Raw genomic sequence first — 22253 nt, forward strand, 5'->3', positions numbered from 1 at the left:
TGCCGACCTAGCATTGTTCATCTCCTCAAAGAGGCGTGAATCAATGAGGTGGATTACAGTTCCGGGTGACTAGGTCGCCTCCACATCAGGATGATGGCTGTCGAACACGGCGCGAATCTGTTCGTGATTTTTCGCCATCGCGTTCAGGACGGCAGGATCAAACATTGACGGCTTGGTGCGGTCATCGCCACAGGTGATCACCTGCATCGCTGCATTGTGGCCAATTTTGGTCCGGTATAGGCGATCTTCCCGTAAAGCATCGTATACATCACATATCGAAACGATCCGACTTTCAGGGGCGATCGTGTCGCCGGACAGCCCGAACGGGTAGCCCGTACCGTCGAATTTCTCATGATGCTGAAGCGCGATAACGGCCGCCAGCTTCAGCATTGGCGTCTGTTTGAAGGCGCAAAGGTGGGCATGTCCGAATATCGGATGCTGATGCATGGCCAGAATTTCGTTCAGATCGTGGGGGCCGCATTTGTCATTGACCAAAGCAGAAACATACAGCTTGCCCACGTCGTGCAACACGGCAGCTTTCCCTATGAGGCGGCAATGCGCTTCATCCAGCCCCAGCGCCGCCGCAAGAACCTTGCTCAGCGCGCCGACGCTGCATTGATGTTTGCCCACCCGCAAACGGCTGGCAGCATCCATGATCGGCACAGCTTGAGCATCGGCAGTGATGATCGGATTCAGGAACAAAGGACACTCCTTTTGTGTCTTTCACCCTAAAGAAGTTAAATGAATAAATGATTTAGGTGCGGGGGAGGCGGACTAATCCTGCGCGGTTTCAGTCTGGCTGCACCCGGGCGCGGCCTTTCTTGACTGTGCCGCGAGCGACCTTGCTGTCGACCCGCTTTGCCTTGGCCGTGCGGCTGGGTTTGGTTTTAACGCGCCGCGCCTTGCGTTCATGCGCCTTGGCGATCATGTCCATCAGGCGTTCACGGGCATCCTGCCGGTTGGCGTCCTGCGTCCGGTATTTCTGCGCCGTCAGCACTAATATACCTTCGCTTGTCACGCGCGATCCCGCCAGCGCCTTCAACTGGTGAAAGGCATAGGGCGGCAGGCCCAAACGATACAGGTTGATCCGCAACTGGACGGCGGTTGCGACCTTGTTGACATTTTGCCCGCCTGGACCGCTCGCGGTTATGAAGCGTTCTTCCAGCGCATCAGCCGGTATGTCGAAGGACGCCGGGTCAAACATTGCCGCCTGTCAGATATTCACTGCCGAAACCCGCGGCAGCAAAGCGTTCCGGCAGGGGCGCAGTCGCCTCCACCGGCGGTTTGCCTTCGCGCGTGAGCGACAGGAAATGGCTGTGGAGGAGCATGGACCCTGCTTTGGGGCTGCCATTGCCATAGACGGGATCGCCAACGATCGCCGCGCCAAGGCCATAGAGCGCGTGCGCCCTGATCTGATGCGTGCGCCCGGTTTCGGGGAAAAAGCGGATCATGCTGCGTCCGTCCTTTTCGGCCAGTTTTTCCCATGCCGTCCGCGCGGATTTGCCGCGTTCATCGACGACCATCCGCCAGCCTTCCTCTGCGCTGCTGACTTTGAAGAGCGGCAGGTCGATCATCCCGGATGTTTCGTCGGGAACGGCCTCGATCACCGCGATATAGCCTTTGGTCACCTTGCGCGCTTCGAAAGCGGCGGCGAAGCGCTTGTGCGCCTTTGGGTTACGGGCGAGCAGCAGGCATCCGCTGGTGTCCCGGTCAAGGCGATGCACCGCGACCGGCCACCGCTGAAAACCAAAGGTCAGGCTGGCCAGATGATTTTCGAGGCTGAGCCCCCCATTCCGGGGTGGATCGACCGCAAGCCCCGCAGGCTTGTCGAGTATGATGGCCTCACCATCGCAAAAGATTACATGATCGGAAAGCATGGATCTGCTGTGGCACTGCAAGACGCCAAGGGCAAGAGACGCATGCGCCGCGCCGATTCAACCTTTTCGAAGTGAGGCTGTCATAAAACGTCCCCGAACATGAGCCACAGCATGATAAACCATGCGATCAGGCCGACGACGCCGATGATGTAGGCCGTTTTTTCCCGGATCGCATCGATAAACCGGCTTGGCTCATGATCATCAGACATAGAGGGAATGATCCTGGGTTTGGGTCAGGCTGAGCGCAACCGCCTCGGCAACCTTGATGCCGTCAACCGCAGCGGACAGGATACCGCCAGCATAGCCCGCGCCTTCGCCTGCCGGGAAAAGGCGCGCGGTGTTGAGGCTTTGAAAGTCCTTGCCGCGGGTGATCCGCACGGGTGAGGATGTGCGCGTTTCCACGCCAGTCAACATCGCGTCGGGATGATCGTAGCCGGGGATCTGACGGCCAAAGGCGGGTAGGGCTTCACGGATCGCTTCCACCGCGAAATCGGGCAGACATTGCGCCAGATCGGTCAGGTGCACGCCGGGTTTGTAGGACGGCATGACCGCGCCCAACTCGCTTGATGCCCGTCCAGCCAGAAAATCACCGACCTTTTGTCCCGGCGCGGCATAGCTGGAACCGCCCGCCGCATAGGCCAGCGATTCCCAATGGCGTTGCAGGGCTATGCCCGCCAGCGGATGGCCCGGATAATCCCGACCGGGGTCAATGCCGACAACGATGCCGCTATTGGCGTTGAATTCCTGACGCGAATATTGGCTCATGCCATTGGTGGCGACGCGGCCCTCTTCTGACGTCGCAGCTACCACTCGCCCGCCCGGACACATGCAGAAGCTGTAAACCGTGCGACCGTTGCTGCAATGATGGGACAGGCTATAGGCCGCAGCACCGAGGTCGGGATGACCGGCACAGGCGCCAAAGCGTGCCTTGTCGATCCAGCTTTGCGGGTGTTCGATGCGCAGGCCGATGGAAAATGGCTTGGCTTCGATATGCACGCCACGGTCGTACAGCATGTGGAACGTGTCGCGTGCGCTGTGGCCGACAGCCAGTACAACATGATCGGCCTCCAGATGGTCGCCGGTTTGCAGATGCAGGCCTCGTACTTGCCGCGTGCCGTCGGGGCGGGTTTCGATGTCGATATCCTCAACCCGGTGCTGCCAGCGATATTCGCCGCCCAAAGCCTCAATCGTCTCGCGCATGCTTTCGACCATTGTCACCAGACGGAAGGTGCCGATGTGCGGATGGGCTTCGGTCAGTATCTCGGGCGGCGCGCCAGCCTTGACGAATTCGGTCAGCACCTTGCGGCCCAGATAGCGCGGGTCCTTGATCTGGCTGTATAGTTTGCCGTCGGAAAAAGTGCCTGCGCCGCCTTCGCCAAATTGGACGTTGGATTCGGGGTTGAGAACGCCGCGTCGCCACAGGCCCCATGTGTCCCTGGTCCGCTCCCGCACCACCTTGCCGCGATCCAGAATGATCGGGCGGAACCCCATTTGCGCGAGTATAAGTCCGGCGAACAGGCCGCAGGGCCCAGCGCCGACGATGACGGGGCGCTTGAAATCGGGACAGGCGGGGGCTGTCGTGACAAAGTGATAGCTGGTGTCGGGCGGGGGCTGGACATGGCGATCCCCCGTGAACCGGGCGAGTACCGCTGCTTCGTCCTTCAGCGACACATCGACCGAGTAAACCAGCAGGATCGCGGATTTTCTGCGCGCGTCATTGGCCCGGCGAGCGATGGCATAGTCGATCAGCGCATCCGGCGCGATGCCCAGCCGCGTACAGATTGCGGCGGGCAGAGCATCTGGCGCATGATCGAGCGGCAGCTTCAGTTCGGTGAGGCGTAACATGTCGGCGGCTCTAGCGGAGATGATGAAGGTTCGCCACTGTCAGGATGCGGACCGGGCAATCGCGATGCCGTGAAGAAAATGGCTCTTATATCATGTCACAAATTCATCAGCGCGGGATCGCCGCCCTGCGCGGTGATATTGACGGAAAGGGCACGCTCGGTGGCGTAGCGGAGCAGGGCATGCGGCCCCCCTGCCTTGGGGCCGGTCCCCGACAATCCCTCTCCGCCAAAAGGTTGCACCCCGACCACCGCGCCGGTCATCGAGCGGTTGACGTAGCAATTGCCCGCCGGAACCAGTGCCCGGATTTCGCGGACGAAACTTTCGACCCGGCTGTGCACGCCAAGCGTCAAGCCATAGCCGCGCGCGGCAAGGGCGCTGGCCGCCTGGGCAAGTTCGGTACGTTTGTAGCGATAGATGTGGAGGATAGGGCCGAATACCTCGCTTTCCAGAAAGTCGGGTGAAGGGATTTCGGCAATGGTCGGTGCGAAAAATTGCCCCTTCAGGGATGGTAGTTCGCAACGATAGAGAATCTTCGCCTCTCGCTTCAACCGTTCGATATGGGCATCAAGCGTGGTCCTGGCTTCGGCGTCGATGACCGGGCCGATGTCGGTTGCCGGGTCCGCTGGATCGCCGATCACCAGTGCCTCAGCCGCCCCGATCAACGTCTTGACGAGCATGTCGGCGGACTCTTCAGGCAGGAACAAGATGCGCAGCGCGGAGCAGCGTTGACCCGCCGAACCGAAGGCGGAGAGGATCACATCGTCGACGACTTGCTCCCTGAGTGCGGTCGTATCCACGAACATCGCATTGAGACCGCCCGTTTCCGCAATGAAGGGCATGATGGGTCCGGGGCGCGCGGCGAGACTGCGATTGATGCTCCAGGCTGTTTCGGTGCCGCCGGTAAAAGCGACGCCATCAATGCCGGGATGCGCGGTGAGCAGGGGACCGATGTGGGAGCCCTCGCCCGGCAGCAGGGCAAGCAGATCGGGCGCCAGCCCAGCCGCATGAAATAGACGCACCGCACGCGCGGCAATGAGCGGCGTCTGTTCAGCAGGCTTGGCGATGACCGCATTGCCAGCCGCGAGCGCGGCGGCAATTTGCCCGGTGAAGATGGCGAGAGGGAAGTTCCAGGGAGAGATGCAGGCGAATACGCCGCGCCCGCGAAGCTCCAGCTCGTTGGTTTCTCCGACCGGGCCGGTCAATGTTTTCAGTCCCGAAAACTGGTTTTCGGCAAGGCCCGCATAATAGCGGCAGAAGTCGATAGCCTCTCGCACCTCGGCAACGCCATCGTTCAACGTCTTGCCTGCTTCCCGGGACAGGAGCGCGATAAGGTCGTCCATCTGATTTTCCAGCATGTCGCCCATCGCACGCAATATGGTCGCACGGCCGGGGCCGCCCAGCGCATCCCATGCCGGTTGCGCCTTGCGAGCATGGGAAACAGCAGCATCTATATGCGCGGCAATGGTCACATGCACCGTGCCGACCGGCTGATTGTCGACCGGGCTGATGACTGGCTGAACCTTGCCGCCTGGTAGCAACTGCCCGCCGACGAGCGGTCCGGCGACATGGGTTTGGCCGTCGCTTGCCGTGCGATGACGAGCGATGATTTCGCGTTCTTTGGTGATGCTGTAATCGCGTCCCGACGGGTTGATCCGTCCAGCCCCATATATATTGCGAGGCAGCGGAATGCGCGGGTGGCGATCGGGTTGTGCTTCGACGCTGATGATCGGGTCAGCGACCAGTTCCCGCGCGGGCACATCCTCATTCAGCAGCGCATGAACGAAGCTGGTGTTCGCGCCGTTCTCGAGCAGGCGCCGCACCAGATAGGGCAATAGTTCCTCATGCCCGCCGACCGGCGCATAGGCGCGCAGCCATAGCATGCCATAGCGTTGGCTGGCCGCCTTATACAGCGTCTCACCCATGCCATGCAGCCGCTGATGTTCGACCGCGACACCCTTTTCCACCGCCATTGTCCGCACGGCGGCGAGGGTATGCGCATTATGGGTGGCGAACTGGGGATAGAGCATTGGAGTCGCATCGATCAGCGCACGGGCGCAAACCAGATAGCTCAAATCCGTCGCGGCCTTGGTCGTAAACACCGGATAGTCGGGCCGCCCCGCTATTTGCGCGCGCTTTACCTCGCTATCCCAATAAGCGCCTTTGACGAGGCGCACCATGATGCGCCGGCCAGTCGCGCGGGCGAGCGCGGCCAGTGCCTCTATCACCGCAAGGCCACGCTTTTGATAGGCCTGAACGACGATGCCCAAACCCTGCCATTCCGCCAGATCCGGCTCACACGCCAATCGTTGGAACAGTTTCAGGGAGATGACGAGTCGATCCGCTTCCTCGGCATCAATGGCGAAGTTGAGGTCATATTGTGCGGCGATCCGCGCAAGGCGCAGCACGCGGGGATAAAGCTCTGCCCACACCCGCGCTTCCTGCACCGCTTCATAACGAGGGGACAGCGCCGACAGCTTGATCGAAATGCCATGCCCGGTTTCCGGTCCCGCGCCGTCCGCCGCCTTGCCTACCGCCTTGATCGCTTTTGCATAGATGCGTTCGTAGCGTTCGGCATCCGCTGCGGTACGCGCGCCTTCGCCGAGCATGTCGAACGAACAGAGCATGTCTTCCCTGTCAGCACGTTTCAGGGCTGCCTCAATGGTTCGTCCCAATACAAACTGTTCGCCCATGATGCGCACGGCGGTCATCACCGCCTGCCGCACGACCGGTTCGCCAACGCGCCTGGTGAGCCGCCTTACCCAGCCTGCGACATCCTGTTTCGCTTCAGCATCGACATCGATCAGCTTGCCGGTCAGCATCAAGCCCCATGTCGAGGCATTGACGAACACACTCTCGGATTGCCCCAGATGGCTTGCCCAGTCTGCGCTGCTGATCTTTTCGGCAATCAGCCTGTCGCGTGTCGCGGCATCCGGTGTCCGCAGCAGCGCTTCGGCAAGGCACATCAGCGCCAGCCCTTCCTGTGTTCCGAGCGAAAATTCGGAGAGGAAGCTCTCAACCACGCCTTGTTTGCGGGCGGCCTTCCGAGTCGCTTCGACAAGGGCCGCCGCTTCGCTCACGACGGCCTCACGCTGCCCGTCATTCAGCGAATGCGCCGCCAGCAGTGCCGCCACGGCCTCGCCTTCTATGCGATATTTGCCCGTGTCCAGCCTGTCCCAATCGAAAATGCTGCCGTCCATATAAAACCCCATTGTCAGAGGGTATATCCTAGCGGTCGTTCCTGTGGTGTTCTGCCTCTATAGAATCATAAGCAACCTGTTTTGTCGATGGAGCCTATAGGGGCAAGGCAGATCAAAGCTGCATCCCTATGTCCCTGTCAATAAAAGCAAAAAAATGTGCGTTGCATCTTGCAATTTATATTGCAACGCAGCAAATAGCCGTGATGCGTATCTCCCTTGCCTTCATTGCTGCTGCCACAGCCATTCTTTCTGCTTGTGCAGACAAAGAACCGCCGGTCCCCCCGCCCACCGCGGTCTCTGTAGCGGTTCCGCTGCAGCGCGACGTTACGGATTGGGACGAATATATCGGGCGATTTGAGGCGATTGAGGATGTGGAGGTTAAGCCCCGCATTTCCGGCACCGTCACGGCCATCGGGTTTCGTCCCGGTGTGGAAATAAAAAAAGGCGCGATGCTTTTTCAGATTGATCCACGCCCCTATCGTGCTGCTTTGGAACAGGCGCGGGCCGAATTGATGCGGGCGCGTGCGGCATTGACCAACGCGCGTAGCGAACGTGATCGCGCCGCCGAATTACGCAAATATGAAGCGGTCAGCAAAGAGGAATATGAAAGCAAGCAGGCTGCCTTGCGTTCTGCCGAGGCGAATGTCGCCGCTTCGCAGGCGGCAGTCGAGGCACGCCGGCTCGATCTGGAATTCACGACGATCCGGGCGCCGATTGCCGGGCGCATTTCCGACAAGCGCGTGGCACTGGGCGATTATGTTTCCTCTGGAGAAACGCTGTTGACGCGCGTCGTGTCGCTCAACCCGATCTGGTTTTCCTTTGAAGGGGCCGAAAGCTTTTACCTCAAATATATCCGGCAGGCGCAGCAAGGCGAACGGCGGTCATCGCGCTATGCGCCCAATCCGGTCGAGATCCAGCTTGCCGACGAAAGCGGCTATCCCTGGCGTGGACGCATGACCTTTGTCGACAACGCCATCAACACCAATTCAGGGACAATCCGCGCCCACGCGGTCGTCGCCAATCCCGACGGCTTTCTGGTCCCGGGCATGTTTGGCCGTGCGCGTCTGTTGGGGTCGGGCACGTACAAGGCGTTGCTGGTGCCTGATGAGGCGATCCTTGCCGATCAAAACCGTAAATTGGTGTATGTCGTTGGCAAGGACGGCAAGAGCGCCACGCGGGTGGTTGAGACCGGACCGATGGTCGAAGGGCTTCGTGTCATTCGTCAAGGACTGGCGCCCACCGAAAGGGTGATCATCGACGGCCTTGCCCGTATTCAGCCGGGGATGCCGGTCAAGCCTCATCAAGTGAAAATCAAGCCTCGTGCTGAAAACACCGGCCCGAATTCCATCCCTTCGGAGGCGCCTGCTCCTGTTGATGTGAAAGCGACGCGCTGATGCGGTTGCCGCATTTCTTCATCGACCGCCCGATTTTCGCGGCCGTCCTGTCGATCCTGATCGTGATTGCGGGAATGGTCGCCTATCCGATGTTGCCGGTCGGGCAATATCCTGAAATCGCCCCGCCCACAGTGGTCGTGTCAGCCACCTATCCCGGTGCGACAGCCGAAACGCTTTCCGAAACGGTGGCCGCCCCGCTGGAGGAGTCCATCAACGGCGTCGAGGACATGATTTATATGTCCTCATCCTCCACCGCTACCGGCGTTCTCAGTATCACCGTCACGTTCGCGCAGGGAACGGACGTCGATCAGGCGCAGGTGCTGGTGCAGAACCGGGTGGCGACCGCCGAACCGCGCCTGCCCCAAGAAGTGCGGCAGATCGGCGTCACAGTCCGCAAGGATTCGCCCGACCTGCTCATGGTCGCAATGCTCTATTCCCCCGACAAGAGCCTTTCACAGCAATATATCTCCAACTATGCGACCTTGCAGATCAATGACCGGTTGGCGCGAATTCCCGGCGTGGGCGGTATTCGCAGCATCGGTGGCCGCGATTACGACATGCGCGTCTGGATCGATCCCGATCTCGCCGCCGAACGCAATTTGACTGTTGATGAAATTACCAGTGCGATCCGCGGGCAAAATATGCAGGTCGCTGCCGGCGCGGTCGGTCAGCCCCCCTTCAACACCGGCGGCACCGCATTCCAGCTTGGCGTGCGGGCGCAGGGGCGACTTTCGACGACCGACGAATTTGGTCAGATCATCGTCAAGCGAGACGATCAGGGGCGCATGACACGCTTGCGTGATGTCGCCCGCATTGAACTTGGTGCGCAAGATTATAGCACCAACGCCTATTTCAACGGCGGTCCGGCTATTCCGGTCGTGGTCACGCAATCACCAGGTTCCAATGCGCTGGAAACGGCCGGGGCCGTAAAGCAGGAACTGGCGCGGCTGGCGGAGAATTTTCCATCCGGGCTTACCTATGAAATTCCTTATAGCCCTACCGAATATATCTCTGCGTCCATTGACGCGGTGAACCATACGCTGGTCGAGGCACTGATTCTTGTCAGTCTGGTGGTGCTGCTTTTCCTGCAAAGCTGGCGCGCGGCGATCATCCCCATTCTTGCCATCCCGGTTTCATTGGTCGGCAGCTTCGCCATGATGGCCGCCTTTGGCTTTTCGTTGAACAATCTTTCCCTGTTCGGTCTGGTTCTGGCCATCGGCATTGTCGTCGATGACGCCATCGTCGTCGTCGAAAATGTCGAGCGGTTGATGGAGGAAGAGGGGCTTTCGCCGCTGGCCGCCGCGCACAAGACGATGGACGAAGTATCGGGCGCGCTGATTGCGATCGCGCTGGTGCTGTGCGGCGTTTTTATTCCCACAGCCTTTATTCCGGGAATTTCCGGAGCCTTCTATAAGCAGTTCGCTCTCACCATTGTTGGCGCGACGGCAATTTCGGCTTTTGTTTCATTGACCCTGTCGCCCGCTCTGGCAGCGTTGATCCTGAAGCCCAAACAGGAACGTGAAATACCCGCTGGGTGGCATGGCTATCCCGTGCGATTTGCACGTGGGTTCAATCGCGGGTTTACCTGGCTTGCCGACCGTTATGGCCGGGTGACGGCGCGTACCGTTCGCATGCTGGGCATTGTTGGTCTGTGCTATTTATTGTTGCTGGCTTTTGCAGGGTGGCGATTTACCCAGACGCCGACGGGATTCATACCGGCACAGGATCAGGGCTATCTGATCGCGGTCGTACAGATGCCGCCAGGTACGGCCCTGCAGCGGACCGATGAAACCCTGCGGCAAGTGATTGCCACGGTGCAGAAAGACTCTGGCGTTCAAAGCACCGTCGCCTTTGGCGGGTTCGATGGATCCAGCTTCACCAATGCATCCAACAGCGGCACCATTTTCGTGACACTGAAGCCGCATGGCGAGCGTTTGTCCGCCACTGAAATGACGAAGGAACTGGAAGGAAAGCTGTCGAAAATCACCGCAGGAAGCGTTTTCATCATCGCGCCGCCACCCGTCCGCGGCCTTGGCACCGGCGGCGGGTATAAAATGATGATAGAGGACCGCGGCGGCGCAGGTTTTCGGGCACTGGAAGAGGCCGCCACCAAGATGATGATGGCGGCTAACCAGACCGAGGGGCTTACCTCTGTCTTTACCAGCTTCAATACAAAGACGCCGCGCCTTTACGCCGATATAAACCGGGAGAAGGCCGAGCAAATGGGCGTGCCCGTCGAAAATATCTTCGCCACGCTGGGCACCTATCTGGGGTCGAGTTATGTCAACGACTTCAACTATCTTGGCCGCACCTATCGCGTGACGGCTCAGGCCGATGCGCCGCATCGCGATGATCCCGACGATATCGGCCGGCTGAAGACGCGCTCGGCGAGCGGCGCCATGGTTCCGCTGGCGGCTGTTCTGCGCCTGGACAATGACAGCGGGCCTTACCGCGTGGTGCGTTATAATCTCTATCCCTCCGCAGAGCTTCAAGGCGATACGGTGCGAGGCTATTCGAGCGGTCAGTCATTGGCTGCCATGGAAAAACTGGCGGAGGAGATCTTGCCGTTGGGCTTTACGTTTGAATGGACGGACATCGCCTTTCAGGAACAACAAGCCGGCAATACCGGGATGGTGGCGTTCGGTCTGGCCGTCATCTTCATCTTTCTGCTGCTTGCGGCGCAGTATGAAAGTCTGGTGCTTCCCCTGGCTGTCATCCTGATTGTGCCGATGTGCCTGCTCGCGGCAATTCTGGGCGTCAATCTGATGGGGAGCGATAACAATATCCTGACCCAGATCGGCCTTGTCGTGCTGATCGGGCTGGCCGCGAAAAATGCGATCCTGATCGTTGAATTCGCGCGGCAGGGGGAAGAGGAAGGGCTGAGCCTGCGCGAAGCGGCGGAGCGCGCGGCGCACCAGCGTTTGCGGCCGATCCTGATGACGTCCATCGCCTTCATTCTGGGCGTGCTGCCGCTCGTCATTTCATCCGGCCCCGGTTCGGAAATGCGGCAGGCGCTGGGTATCGCCGTCTTCTTTGGCATGATCGGCGTTACCCTGTTCGGACTGCTTTTCACCCCGGCCTTCTATGTGGCCACGCGCATGGCGGGCGACAGGGTGAGGGATTGGGTTGCGCGGCGCACGACCCGCGAACCAAAACCGGCGGAGGGCGAAGCATGAAGCGCTCTGTTATTCTTGCCCTGCCTTTGCTGATCAGTGCCTGCGCTGTGGGACCGGATTATGCGCCGCCGTCACCGCCGCCCCCTGCCGCGTTGCAGCTTCAGGAGGCGGTGAACAATCCGCTCGTGACACAGGGCGATCCCGCTGGCCACTGGTGGCGGCTGTTCGACGACGCCGTGCTCGACCGGCTGGTGGAAAAGGCGCTTGTGCACAATAGCGACGTGCGCATCGCGGCGGCCAATCTGCAACAGGCGCGCGCCCTGCTGTCAGAGGCGGGGGCGGCGCGTCTGCCCACCAGCGACGCCAGCGCCAGGGCGACGGAAAGCCGCAGCTCGGCCTATTCTAGCAGCAGCGGCACCAATGTCCGTACCGATTATTATAGCGTGGGCTTCGATGCGTCCTATGAAGTCGACCTGTTCGGTCGCGTTCACCGCTCGGTCGAGGCGGCGAGGGGCGATGTCGGGGCGGCGGCGGCCGGGCTTGACGCGGCGCAGGTTTCGGTCGCGGCGGAAACCGCGCGCACCTATGCCGTGGCATGCGGATTTGCCGCACAGGCAAAGACAGCGCGTCAGACGGTGGAATTGCAGCAAAAGACTCTCGACCTGACGCAGCGCATGTTCGCGGGCGGACGCGGCACGCGGCGCGACGTGGATCAGGCAAGCGTGCTGGTCGAACAGGCCAGGGCACAGATCGCCACGTTCGAGGCGGAGCGTCGGGCGGCCATCTATGCGCTGGCGGTGCTGACGGGTGATCCGCCCGCCATGGCCGACAGGCAGGCGGCTGCTTGCGATACGCCGCCGTCCGTCGAACAAACCATTCCTGTGGGCGATGGTCAGGCGCTGCTTGCCCGCCGTCCCGATGTGCGTCAGGCGGAAAGGCAACTCGCCGCCGATACCGCCCGGATCGGGGTAGCGACGGCGGCGCTCTATCCCTCGATCAATCTGCTGGGTTCAGTGGCGCTGGGCGCGCCGGATGTGGGCAAGCTGGGGACGAGTGACAGCCTGTCCTGGTCCGCCGGACCGCTGATCAGCTTTAATTTCCCCTTTAACGGCGCGGCGCGGGCAAAGGTGCGGCAAAGCAAGGCGGTGGCGGCAGGGTCGCTGGCCGCATTCGACAAGGCGGTGCTGACCGCGCTGGGCGAAACCGAACAGGCGCTGGCGCGGCTTGCAGGCGCGATGGATCGGGAGGCCGCGCTTGGTCGTGCCTTGAGCGCCAGCAACAGCGCGGCAAGCATTTCCGAACGCCGCTTTCAAAATGGGGCGGACAGCTTCCTGCAACTCCTGGATGCGCAGCGCAGCCGCGCCACCGCGCGCTCTGCCCTTGCGGAAGCGCAAACGGCACGCGCACAGGCGCAGGTCAGTCTGTTCAAGGCGCTTGGCGGCGGTTGGGAAGATGCGCCGCAACCGGAGGGCACGTAATGGCGGGTGTGCCGGGTAGGGGCGCCGAAGTTTGATGACTATAAAGCCCCTCTCCTTCAGGGGAGGGGTTGGGGTGGGGCTTCCCACACGAAAGCACGGCGGGCTGACATTCCCCACCCCCGTCCCCTCCCCTGAAGATGAGGGGTGATAAGGAGTCCGCCCGTTAGCTATTTCGCAAACGTATCTTCCTCCAGCGCAAAGTCGCGTAGGGCGCGGGCGTCGTGCAGGGCGTTGTGCGGCACGCTGCTGTTCGCGGCGGTGCTGAAACCCGGCGTGCGCATCATCAGGAACGCGATGGAGCCGACAGGAACGATCTCACCAGGGCTGGGCGTCAGCAGGGAACAGAAATAGGCGATGTCATCGGGCCAATCCGCCACGATGACCGGCTGCGCATCATGGGCCAGATAGCGCGCCAATTCCGCGCCCGCGTCAAGGAACGACATTTGCTGATGCATGCTCGGCGGTACGGTTTGCAGGTAGGGCACGACATGCCTGACCACCCAGGGATGCAGGTCGTCAGGCAACGGGAATGTCGCATAAAATTCCTGATCGCCATGTTCGGGAGCCAGCGCAATACTGAGCAATTGTCCGCCAAAGCCGTTATATTCAGTGTCCAGAAAATATCGCATGACGGGCCTGTACATCTATTCCGCCCTGTCATGAAACCCTCAATCCCGATGATTTGCAGGAAGCGGAGATGCATCTTCGTCGGGGCGGCCCAATATGGCGGCGATGCAGAAGACGGCCATCATGATGGGGTAAGGGTAGAACAGGGCAGCGTCATACAGGGAATAGACCAGAATCGCGGTGACGATCAAAAATGCCGGAATCGCCTCTTCCCCAATCCGTATCGCCTTGCGGTAAAAGGCGGCGCACAACATGGCTACCATCGAAAAGAAACAGGCCGCGCCCACAAGACCCCATTGCAGGGCGATTTGCAGGAGGACGTTGTGGGGTTGGATCAGGCCCTGTTGTTGATGCAGGACAACATAATTGAACTGCCGCTCTCCATAGCCAAACCAGGGCCTTTCAGCTACCTTTTGCGCGGTTGCTGCCCATAGTGCAGTTCTACCAGAACTCAGTCGTCCGGGGTCCGTTTGCTGCGAGGCAGTAATGACGCGAAACAAGCCGAAAGAGCTAGCTGGTGGAATATAAGCTAGCGAGAGAGACGTGCCGCCCAAACACGTCAAAATGAGCCATCTGAGTATTTGACGATTCCGTAGCGATGGGAAAGCAATGAAAGCCAGCAACATCGCTACAATGATAGCGAATAGCGCTCCACGCGTACCTGACCAGATACCGAGTCCAATTCCGATGGACCCCAGAAGGACGCCCAACCAATATCTTGAACGATGAAGGGAGATACCAGCCAAAGCAAAGGCAGCCAGAAATCCAGTCAAGGCATATGGACCAATATGTCGAACGAAAGGTAATCCCGGCAACATTCCTTCCCAACGATATAAATCTCGATTGGGCGTAAACCAGATGAAAATGGCCAGCATTGCCGCATAGGCCGCCACTCCCAATGACAAGACAAACCATGTCTGTGCGTTGACAGTTAGAATTTTCCTTTTTGCCAAATATACAACGCTAAAAGCGAAAAGAAGGTGGATCATCCAAGTAAGCCCACTCAGGAATGATTGGACGACTATATGTGCCACCAGAAAAGTTGTTGCAGCCGCAATGAGTAATAGAACTATCAGACCGACTTTAGCCCATATCGGGAGTGCGGCAATGGCTGAAAAGGGGCTGAATTGATTGCGAAAGGCAAACAAGATGACTGCCAACTCTACCACAAGGATCGGAATTGAGTAGGCCAGAAGAAAGGTCCGCGCCGGCGGCAAATCCGGACCAAAATCCCATGGCAGGATAGCCATCAAAACGGGCGCCGCAGCTATCAGCAACAGGAGAAACAGACCGAGACCGTTTTGTCCGGCGGTATCCCGCTCCTTACGTAACAATTGCGCCTGCATGATCATGTCCCCCTTGTTTGCTTATAGATAATTTAATTTTGATAATCCAATATTGACGGGACCAAAGACATGCAGGGGGGTAATGGGGTGGTTCGAAAATTTCCATATGATACCGCGCCTATCGCCCTCATCACAATTTTTGTTGTCATTACCAGCATAGTTCGATGGCATCTGGGCGTCAGTCAACTTAGCTTTGGGTCCGTTCTCGCCAATGCCAACTTGATGCTTATCTCTCTTATATTCGCCGGTGGATTCTATATTTTGTGGGTGCTCGCTGCGCATCGTCCGGATATGCCAATAGCGTTTTTACGGAGCATGGCCCGTGAACATGATTTGCCTGAACGCTTACTTCGGGCCGCACCACTGTTGTTGGCTACAGCTGTTTTCATGCCCGCTTTTTCAGGCATAAAGGCCTCCATTCCATATATGAATGCATTTACATGGGACCCCGCTTTCACGAGGTGGGATTCAATGATCCACGGCGGCGATGCATGGAAATTGCTGTATCCCATCTTGCAATCCCCATTTGCTACCTTTCTCATCTCCATGGCTTATCAATCGTGGCTCTTGCTGGTCTGCCTTGGCGTTCCGCTCATCATCCTTTGGCACGAAGGGGGTCGTTTGCGGGCTCAATTCCTTCTGTCATATTTTCTGAGCTGGCTGATACTGGGTACTGTCTCGGCCTTGGCTTTTGCCTCCGTTGGGCCATGTTTTGTGGATTATTTTTACGGGAGCGCCCACTTCCAGCCGCTCATGGATCGTCTTGTCGAAATCGACCGTCATTATCCCTTGCTGGCGCTTGATGTGCAGAATGAACTTATTGCGTGGCAGCAACAGAATAGCACCGGGCTGGGTCGGGGCATTTCCGCCATGCCGTCCATGCATGTCAGCATTGCAACCTTGTTCGCCATATTGGGCTGGCAAGTGTCGAAATCGGCGGGACTGGCCCTTACAGCCTTTTTGCTGGTCATTCAGACCGGATCGGTGCTGCTTGGCTATCATTACGCAATTGACGGTTATGTATCGGCAGTCGGCACCCTGATTATCTGGTGGTTCTGCGGCAAAATGGTGGCTGTCAGCGATGAATTGCGGCGTCCAAAGTCATTGGGAGAAGTGAAACCGGCATAGGATATATGTCCATGATGACTTGAACATATTTTGTGCGTTACCGTAATATTAATGACATCCGTGAAGTAATATGAAAATCTTGTTTCCTATATAGGTGGCTGTATTTGAAAATTTCTGTCGTTACGGGTATAAAACGATAAGGAAAATACATGTATATATCGCCATATACCGAAAGTTATATTTGATTTGATTCGGATTAATCTGTCGGGAAAATTTACGAGTTTTCTGATATGGTTAACAAAATTTAAACATAAACCATTGTAAATAAAGCGTTAAAAATGTGCCATTGACTTGGCACGCCCTTTGCGAGTTACGTTGCGTCAATTCTTTGGGCATAGCCTTTTCCTGATAGTTGCAGAACAGCAACAACAGGGTCGCAGAAGGTCCAGGCCCCATCCCGAAGAATGACGGCAAGAGGCCGGGCATGCTGTCCGGTGAGCATAGGGGAATTACCATGACTGTTCTTAAGAATCTTTGGAATGATGAATCTGGCGCTTCGGCTGCCGAATATGCACTGATCCTGGCCATTGTCGGCACGGGCATCGCTGCGGCTGCTTTTGCCCTTGGTGGCGCCATCAGTGGTGCGATGAGCAGCGCTACATCCTGCATTGAAAATGGACCGACTGCTGGTAGCTGCTGGTAGCTGCTAAATCTACTCTGAAGCCCCTGCCGGGGCCCCGAACTCCGGCAGGGCTTCAAATTTACGAATGAAGACTTGGGCCATTGGGGGGAACCACGGCCATGACGCAGACACGTTCACTCATCATCCTGGGCCTTGCAATATTGCTGGGTCTTGCCGCGGTATTCATCGCCAACAGCTATCTGACCGGCGTTGAAAAGAAACAGGCGGTGGTTCAGGAAGGGATGGTCAAAGTCGCCGTCGCGCGTGTGCCCCTGGAATATGGCATGCCGGTTACGGCGGATAAAATCCGCTTCGTCGACTGGCCGCGCAGTTCGATCCCCGAAGGGACGTTCAACAACGCAAACCAGTTGACCAGCCTGGGCAAGGCCCGCGTGGCGTTGCGCCCTGTGGCGGTCAACGAACCGATTTTGAAATCCAGATTATCGGGCGAGGGTGGACGCGCCAGCATCTCCGCCGTCCTGCGCCCTGAAATGCGCGCAACCGCCGTTCGCGTCAGTGACGTGTCCGCCGTGGGTGGCTTTGTCCTGCCCGGCGACAGTGTCGATGTGCTGATCACGCGCACTGAGGGTGAGAACAGCGGCCAGATCACCGACGTGCTGTTGCAGAATGTCCGCGTGATCGCGATCGACCTGGACGCCAACGACAATACGAGCAACCCGAAGGTCGGCAAGACCGCGACGCTGGAAGTCAGCCAGGTGGATGCGCAAAAACTGGCGCTGGCGCAACAGATCGGCAGCCTGTCGCTGGTGCTGCGCAATGTCGCCGATCAGGATAATCCCGTCGTCGCCACGGTCGCGACCGATGACTTGCGCGATGGCGCTTATGTCGGGGCCTATTCAGGACCGCGTGCAGGCTATGCCTCCGCCGGATATACCGCGGGCTCGGTCACGCCGCGCTGGCGTCCCGCCCGACGGCGTGCGCCTTCGGTCCCCAAAACTGCCAAAGTGGAGATCGTCCGCGGTCTCACAGGTTCAAGCTATGAGGTAAAGCGCCATGCGGGTTTCTAAAGCCATCGCGCCGATGATGGCGCTGCTTCTCGCCGGGGTTGCAACGCCCCTGTCGGCTCAGGTCCATGTCGCCGCCGTTTCCGCCGATAACGCCATGCATGGCGGGCAACTGGACGTGCCGCTGAACAAGAGCCAGATCCTGAATGTCGACCGCGCCTTTACCAAGGCACTGGTCGGCAATGACGAGATCGCTGACGTCCTGCCCATGTCCAACCGCTCGCTTTATGTGCTGGGCAAGAAAATGGGCACGACCAGCCTGACGCTGTATGACGGCAAGGGCAATTTGATCGCCGTTGTCGACGTGGCGGTGGGGCCGGATGTCGTGGGTTTGCGGCGGCAACTGTCCGAATTGATGCCCAGGGAGAAAATCGGCGCGCGCGTGTCCAATGACGCGGTCGTGCTGACCGGCGTCGTGTCGGCTGCACCCGTCATCGACCGCGCGGTGCAGGTCGCCCACACCTATGCGGGTGACAAGGTGGTCAACATGATGTCGCTGGGCGCATCGCAGCAAGTGATGCTGGAAGTGCGCTTTTCCGAAATGAGCCGCAGCGCGGCCAAGCAGATCGGGGTCAGCAACGCTTTTATCTCCAATGGCGGGACTTTTCAGGGCGGAACGGGTACTGGCGCACCCACAACCGCCTTGTTGACCAACAAGAATGGATCGCCGACAATCGATATCAGCGGCCTGTTGAACAGTTTCGGCATTGTATCGGGCAGCCTGAATATTGGTGACATCAACCTGTTCACAGCGCTGGACGCACTGGAACGCAAGGGCGTTGTCACCACGCTGGCCGAACCGACATTGATCGCGCTATCGGGCGAAACCGCGTCTTTCCTCGCGGGCGGGGAATTCCCCATTCCGGTGTCGCAGAGCAGCAGCGGTGGCGGCACAGATGGCGGCAACAACATCACCATAGAGTTCAAACCCTTCGGCGTGAGTCTGGGGTTCACGCCGACGGTGCTGGAGGATGGGGTCATCAACCTTGTGGTCGAGCCAGAGGTCAGCTCGATCGATCCTTCGGCATCGGTGACCATCAACGGCCTTGTCATTCCGGGATTGCAGACGCGCCGGGCCAGTACGACGCTGGAACTGCGCGATGGGCAATCGTTCGCCATTGCCGGGCTATTGCGCAAGGATTTTCAGGATACGGTGCGGCAATTCCCGATATTGGGTTCGATCCCGATCATCGGGTCGCTGTTCCGTTCTTCCGGTTTTCAGAAAAGCGAAACGGAACTTGTCATCATCGTGACGCCGCGTCTGGTGCAGCCGGTGAAGGCGGACCAGATCGCCCTGCCGACCGACCGTGTGCTGCCGCCGCATGAGCTGGACCTGTTCCTGATGGGGCGGACGGACAAGGCGGTGGGCATCAACCCGCTCGACCCCAACGCCATGCCGCCCGAAGCGTCGAAAGCGCCCAGGGCAGCGCCTGCCGCCGCGCCGACAGCCCCGGCAGAGGGTGAGCCTGCGACCGGCTTTACCGGCCCCAATGGCTATGAGCTTTAAGGAGATGATGATGGGCAACATGCTAAAATCATTCCGTCATTCCCGCGAAAGCGGGAATCCATCTCCTGAGCGCTCCGCTGGATACAATGGCGGGAGATGGATTCCCGCCTGCGCGGGAATGACGAAGGTGGGGATAGGCGCGGCCATCCTCGGCCTGTCCCTTTCCGCCTGCACACCCAATGATCCGACGCTGGGCGCGGCGGTCAAGCACAATTACGCATTGCAGGTAATCGACCCCGATCCGCAATATTCGGGTGAACCGATGGAAGGTTCATCAGGGGACAAGGCCGTGGCGGCCGTGGAACGCTATCGCACCGACAAGGTGAAAGCGCCCAAGGGCATCCGCACGACCAGCGGGATCAGTGGTGGCAGCGGTTCCGGCGGCGGATCGAATTAGGAGACATGACATGTCCGGCGGATTGTTTGGCAAGTTACTGAAGGCCCAACGGGCCGCAGTCGCGCCGACGGTCGGCCTGTCGCTTTTCGCGCTGATCGGTGTCGGCGGCATCGCGTTCGACTATGCACGGCTGGCGTCGATGGACAGCGAGTTGCAGAATGCGGCAGATCAGGCGGCTTTGGCAGCGGCGACGCAGTTGGATGGGCAGACGGACGCCCGTGCGCACGCCACTAGTGCGGCGCAATCACTGATCGCCAATCTGACGCGTATGTCCAATGATGGTGGGACGACTGCCATCACAGTCCCTACGATCATCTTCTATGTTGATAAGCCCAAGACTACGGTGGCAACGACTGACGCCGACGCTAATTTTGTGCTGGTGACAGTGGGTGCGCGTCAGGCATTTTATGCCCTGACGCCAGTGGTCGCAGCCTTTTCGTCAGGCAATATTGCTGCAAGTGCCTATGCAGGTGTTGGTTCGGCAATATGCAAGGTGCCGCCGGTCATGATCTGCAATCCCAGCGAGCCTACCAATAACACCAATCCGGATTATGATTTCGATGCGAATGCGTTGAGTGGGGCGGGCCTGAAGTTGATTACAGGCAATGCTACCGCACCGGGAAATTTCGGTTTCCTGGAAACAGGTTTTGGCAGCGGTGCGGCCAATCTGTCGCGTGCACTGGGGTATAACACGCCACCGGGAGAATGCCTGCCGACTGACGGTGTAACGACGAAGCCGGGTCTTAATGCTTCGGTGATGGACGCGCTTAACACGCGTTTTGATCTGGATACCAACGGGTCATCCACCTGTCCTTCAGGCGGTACCTGTTCACCCTCTCGCAACGTCCGCAAGGATTTGGTCAAGGGTAATAATTGTGGCACTTCCGGCAATCAGGGATGGCAAGAGTCGCCCAATCCCTATCGTCCCACGACAGCTGCGCCCCTGACTTCTGGCTACCCTGACATCATGGGACACCCGCGTGATCTGTGCCACGCGATCAGTAACAGTCTGTCGGATAGTATTGCTGCAGGGTGTACATCGGGCGGCGGCCGCATTGGTAATGGGCAATGGGACCGGGATGCCTATTTTCGGGTCAATTACGGATGGACAAGTGCTTCCACCTGGCAGACGAATACGAGTCTTCCTGCCAATGCGACACGATATCAGGTTTATGAATGGGAGTTGGCGCATACAGCAACCAGCGATAAGCATCAGGTGATTGGCTCAAAGGATGGCTATAGCTATCCTGTATGTCGCGGAACTGGCATCACGCCCGGCGGCACAAATGTCGATCGGCGCAGGATTTCGGCAGCGGTACTCAATTGCGAGGCGCTTGGTCTCAATGGTCAGGAATCGAACGTTCCGGTTCTCAAATGGGTGGATTTGTTCCTTGTTGAGCCATCCTATCAGCGTCGGCGCGGAAGTACGGTCGTTACCGAGGCGACCGACGTCTATGCAGAACTGATCGGTGAAACCAGCAGCGGCACGGCGGGCAATACCGCAGGGCAAGTGGTACGGCGCGATGTGCCGTATTTGATCGAGTGAGCTTTATGCGTGCTCCTTATCTCACCTCGATTATATCTTGTTCGAAAGCGAGTTCCGCTGCCGAGATGGCTTTGGTGACGCCATTGCTGATCATCCTGATGTTTGGCGCGTTTGAATTGGGCAATTATTTTTTAAGCGAGCATGTGGTGGTGAAGTCGGTTCGCGACGGTGCACGTTATGCCTCGCGGCAGGGATTTTCCAATTTTACCTGTCCGAGTACCATCTCGTCCGGGGCTGTAGCCAATATTCAGAATGTAACTCGCACCGGAAAGGTTGCCGGAGGTTCAGCACGTCTGGCGGGGTGGACGAATAATGCGACCGTGACGGTAGCACTCACCTGTACCGCAATCGGCAGCTATTCCGGCATTTATAAAGGGATGACAAACATACCGGTTGTGACGGTGTCCGCGACCGTTCCCTATAACTCCCTGTTCAACAGTCTTGGCTTTAGCAGCAGTTCACTCTCGCTGAATGCTGAGTCCCAGTCAGCGGTCATGGGGATATGAAGGCGCGTATCTTCCCTCTGGGCCGTGACGACAGGGCCGGGACAGCCGCCGAATTTGCGCTTGTGCTGCCATTGTTGCTGATATTTTTGCTTGGCATACTGGACATTGGTCGCCTGATGTGGACCTGGAATCGTGCGGAGAAGGCGACGCAGATGGGTGTGCGTTATGCCGTTGCGACCGACATGGTGCCGGCTGGTCTTGCCAGCTACAGCTTTACCACCAGCGGAGGCATTCCTCAGGGTGATCCAATCCCGGAAACTGCTTTTGGCGGTGCCACATGCCAATCGCCTTCGGGAACCGCGACATGTGCGTGCAATACCGGGGCCACCTGCCCATCGCTTGGAACGGCGGATAATACCGCCTTCAACAATATCGTGAACCGGATGCGTCTTTTTCTGCCGGAACTTTCGGCAAGCAAAGTTACCGTTGAATATGGCTACTCAGGTTTAGGCTACGCGGGCGATCCCAATGGGTCGGATGTTTCGCCACTGGTTACCGTACGCATACGGAATATGACGTTTCAACCAATCACCCTTATCCTGTTCAACTCATCGATCACCTTGCCCAGTTTCAGCGCCGCACTGACGCTTGAAGACGGGCAAGGCAATGTTTCAAACTGAAGGAATGCTACGCCGTGGGAAT

The 22253-nt window shown here is 58.7% G+C and carries 19 protein-coding genes; 11 read left to right on the plus strand and 8 right to left on the minus strand.

What is annotated here, in order from left to right:
• Positions 1 to 69: 69 nt before the first annotated feature.
• The 6 genes from L3X40_RS16075 to putA all read right to left on the minus strand — a co-directional run bounded on the left by L3X40_RS16075 (position 70) and on the right by putA (position 6919).
• Complete coding sequence (locus tag L3X40_RS16075) at positions 70 to 702, minus strand: HD-GYP domain-containing protein (RefSeq protein WP_237366492.1); 633 nt, start codon at positions 700 to 702, stop codon at positions 70 to 72.
• Between the two features lie 88 nt (positions 703 to 790).
• On the minus strand, positions 791 to 1204 hold the full coding sequence (arfB, locus tag L3X40_RS16080; RefSeq protein ID WP_237366493.1) for an alternative ribosome rescue aminoacyl-tRNA hydrolase ArfB: 414 nt from the start codon (positions 1202 to 1204) through the stop codon (positions 791 to 793).
• Complete coding sequence (locus L3X40_RS16085) at positions 1197 to 1877, minus strand: RluA family pseudouridine synthase (protein ID WP_237366494.1); 681 nt, start codon at positions 1875 to 1877, stop codon at positions 1197 to 1199. Before L3X40_RS16085 ends, arfB begins: the two co-directional genes overlap by 8 nt.
• Positions 1878 to 1957: 80 nt before the next feature.
• Positions 1958 to 2086 carry a hypothetical protein gene (locus L3X40_RS22350; RefSeq protein ID WP_272907957.1) on the minus strand — a complete coding sequence of 43 codons (129 nt, stop codon included), beginning with the start codon at positions 2084 to 2086 and terminating at the stop codon, positions 1958 to 1960.
• On the minus strand, positions 2079 to 3722 hold the full coding sequence (locus L3X40_RS16090; protein WP_237366495.1) for an NAD(P)/FAD-dependent oxidoreductase: 1644 nt from the start codon (positions 3720 to 3722) through the stop codon (positions 2079 to 2081). Before L3X40_RS16090 ends, L3X40_RS22350 begins: the two co-directional genes overlap by 8 nt.
• Positions 3723 to 3817: 95 nt before the next feature.
• Positions 3818 to 6919, minus strand: a complete 3102-nt coding sequence (gene putA, locus L3X40_RS16095; RefSeq protein ID WP_237366496.1) for a bifunctional proline dehydrogenase/L-glutamate gamma-semialdehyde dehydrogenase PutA — start codon at positions 6917 to 6919, stop codon at positions 3818 to 3820.
• Positions 6920 to 7122: 203 nt separating this feature from the next.
• Between putA and L3X40_RS16100 the strand changes: the two genes are divergently transcribed.
• Genes L3X40_RS16100 through L3X40_RS16110 form a run of 3 tightly spaced genes read left to right on the plus strand, consistent with a single transcriptional unit; the run spans position 7123 to position 12907 of the window.
• On the plus strand, positions 7123 to 8313 hold the full coding sequence (locus L3X40_RS16100) for an efflux RND transporter periplasmic adaptor subunit (RefSeq protein ID WP_237366515.1): 1191 nt from the start codon (positions 7123 to 7125) through the stop codon (positions 8311 to 8313).
• Positions 8313 to 11489, plus strand: a complete 3177-nt coding sequence (locus L3X40_RS16105) for an efflux RND transporter permease subunit (RefSeq protein ID WP_237366497.1) — start codon at positions 8313 to 8315, stop codon at positions 11487 to 11489. Before L3X40_RS16100 ends, L3X40_RS16105 begins: the two co-directional genes overlap by 1 nt.
• Positions 11486 to 12907: an efflux transporter outer membrane subunit gene (locus L3X40_RS16110; protein WP_237366498.1), complete on the plus strand. Its 1422-nt coding sequence runs from the start codon at positions 11486 to 11488 to the stop codon at positions 12905 to 12907. Before L3X40_RS16105 ends, L3X40_RS16110 begins: the two co-directional genes overlap by 4 nt.
• A 167-nt stretch (positions 12908 to 13074) precedes the next feature.
• Here the strand turns inward: L3X40_RS16110 and L3X40_RS16115 are convergent, their stop codons facing one another.
• Together L3X40_RS16115 and L3X40_RS16120 are read right to left on the minus strand one after the other, a co-directional pair.
• Positions 13075 to 13536: a hypothetical protein gene (locus tag L3X40_RS16115; protein ID WP_237366499.1), complete on the minus strand. Its 462-nt coding sequence runs from the start codon at positions 13534 to 13536 to the stop codon at positions 13075 to 13077.
• 39 nt (positions 13537 to 13575) lie between these two features.
• Positions 13576 to 14886 (minus strand): O-antigen ligase family protein, encoded by a 1311-nt coding sequence (locus tag L3X40_RS16120; RefSeq protein ID WP_237366500.1) that lies wholly within the window; start codon positions 14884 to 14886, stop codon positions 13576 to 13578.
• 63 nt (positions 14887 to 14949) lie between these two features.
• Here L3X40_RS16120 and L3X40_RS16125 point away from each other — a divergent pair, with 63 nt between their 5' ends.
• The 8 genes from L3X40_RS16125 to L3X40_RS16160 all read left to right on the plus strand — a co-directional run bounded on the left by L3X40_RS16125 (position 14950) and on the right by L3X40_RS16160 (position 22231).
• A complete protein-coding gene (locus tag L3X40_RS16125; protein ID WP_237366501.1) occupies positions 14950 to 16008 on the plus strand; it encodes a phosphatase PAP2 family protein in 1059 nt (352 codons plus the stop codon).
• Positions 16009 to 16462: 454 nt separating this feature from the next.
• The gene (locus L3X40_RS16130) at positions 16463 to 16651 is read left to right on the plus strand and encodes a Flp family type IVb pilin (RefSeq protein ID WP_237366502.1); all 189 of its coding nucleotides are present in this window, start codon (positions 16463 to 16465) and stop codon (positions 16649 to 16651) included.
• Between the two features lie 98 nt (positions 16652 to 16749).
• Positions 16750 to 17658, plus strand: a complete 909-nt coding sequence (gene cpaB / locus L3X40_RS16135) for a Flp pilus assembly protein CpaB (RefSeq protein WP_237366503.1) — start codon at positions 16750 to 16752, stop codon at positions 17656 to 17658.
• Positions 17645 to 19162: a type II and III secretion system protein family protein gene (locus tag L3X40_RS16140; RefSeq protein ID WP_237366504.1), complete on the plus strand. Its 1518-nt coding sequence runs from the start codon at positions 17645 to 17647 to the stop codon at positions 19160 to 19162. Before cpaB ends, L3X40_RS16140 begins: the two co-directional genes overlap by 14 nt.
• 118 nt (positions 19163 to 19280) lie before the next feature.
• Positions 19281 to 19559 (plus strand): hypothetical protein, encoded by a 279-nt coding sequence (locus tag L3X40_RS16145; RefSeq protein WP_237366505.1) that lies wholly within the window; start codon positions 19281 to 19283, stop codon positions 19557 to 19559.
• A gap of 10 nt (positions 19560 to 19569) precedes the next feature.
• Positions 19570 to 21105, plus strand: a complete 1536-nt coding sequence (locus L3X40_RS16150; RefSeq protein WP_237366506.1) for a pilus assembly protein TadG-related protein — start codon at positions 19570 to 19572, stop codon at positions 21103 to 21105.
• A 5-nt stretch (positions 21106 to 21110) separates the two neighbouring features.
• On the plus strand, positions 21111 to 21611 hold the full coding sequence (locus tag L3X40_RS16155) for a TadE/TadG family type IV pilus assembly protein (RefSeq protein WP_237366507.1): 501 nt from the start codon (positions 21111 to 21113) through the stop codon (positions 21609 to 21611).
• Positions 21608 to 22231, plus strand: a complete 624-nt coding sequence (locus L3X40_RS16160) for a TadE/TadG family type IV pilus assembly protein (protein ID WP_237366508.1) — start codon at positions 21608 to 21610, stop codon at positions 22229 to 22231. The genes L3X40_RS16155 and L3X40_RS16160 overlap by 4 nt, the downstream gene beginning before the upstream one ends.
• Positions 22232 to 22253 lie beyond the last annotated feature (22 nt).

The sequence above is a fragment of the Rhizorhapis sp. SPR117 genome (assembly GCF_021742065.1).

Coding starts and splice junctions, on each gene's coding strand:
- arfB (WP_237366493.1), bottom strand. CDS start 1,204: ATGTTTGACCCGGCGTCCTTCGACATACCGGCTGATGCGCTGGAAGAA.
- L3X40_RS16085 (WP_237366494.1), bottom strand. CDS start 1,877: ATGCTTTCCGATCATGTAATCTTTTGCGATGGTGAGGCCATCATACTC.
- L3X40_RS22350 (WP_272907957.1), bottom strand. CDS start 2,086: ATGTCTGATGATCATGAGCCAAGCCGGTTTATCGATGCGATCCGGGAA.
- L3X40_RS16090 (WP_237366495.1), bottom strand. CDS start 3,722: ATGTTACGCCTCACCGAACTGAAGCTGCCGCTCGATCATGCGCCAGAT.
- putA (WP_237366496.1), bottom strand. CDS start 6,919: ATGGACGGCAGCATTTTCGATTGGGACAGGCTGGACACGGGCAAATAT.
- L3X40_RS16100 (WP_237366515.1), top strand. CDS start 7,123: ATGCGTATCTCCCTTGCCTTCATTGCTGCTGCCACAGCCATTCTTTCT.
- L3X40_RS16105 (WP_237366497.1), top strand. CDS start 8,313: ATGCGGTTGCCGCATTTCTTCATCGACCGCCCGATTTTCGCGGCCGTC.
- L3X40_RS16110 (WP_237366498.1), top strand. CDS start 11,486: ATGAAGCGCTCTGTTATTCTTGCCCTGCCTTTGCTGATCAGTGCCTGC.
- L3X40_RS16115 (WP_237366499.1), bottom strand. CDS start 13,536: ATGCGATATTTTCTGGACACTGAATATAACGGCTTTGGCGGACAATTG.
- L3X40_RS16120 (WP_237366500.1), bottom strand. CDS start 14,886: ATGATCATGCAGGCGCAATTGTTACGTAAGGAGCGGGATACCGCCGGA.
- L3X40_RS16125 (WP_237366501.1), top strand. CDS start 14,950: ATGCAGGGGGGTAATGGGGTGGTTCGAAAATTTCCATATGATACCGCG.
- L3X40_RS16130 (WP_237366502.1), top strand. CDS start 16,463: ATGACTGTTCTTAAGAATCTTTGGAATGATGAATCTGGCGCTTCGGCT.
- cpaB (WP_237366503.1), top strand. CDS start 16,750: ATGACGCAGACACGTTCACTCATCATCCTGGGCCTTGCAATATTGCTG.
- L3X40_RS16140 (WP_237366504.1), top strand. CDS start 17,645: ATGCGGGTTTCTAAAGCCATCGCGCCGATGATGGCGCTGCTTCTCGCC.
- L3X40_RS16145 (WP_237366505.1), top strand. CDS start 19,281: ATGACGAAGGTGGGGATAGGCGCGGCCATCCTCGGCCTGTCCCTTTCC.
- L3X40_RS16150 (WP_237366506.1), top strand. CDS start 19,570: ATGTCCGGCGGATTGTTTGGCAAGTTACTGAAGGCCCAACGGGCCGCA.
- L3X40_RS16155 (WP_237366507.1), top strand. CDS start 21,111: ATGCGTGCTCCTTATCTCACCTCGATTATATCTTGTTCGAAAGCGAGT.
- L3X40_RS16160 (WP_237366508.1), top strand. CDS start 21,608: ATGAAGGCGCGTATCTTCCCTCTGGGCCGTGACGACAGGGCCGGGACA.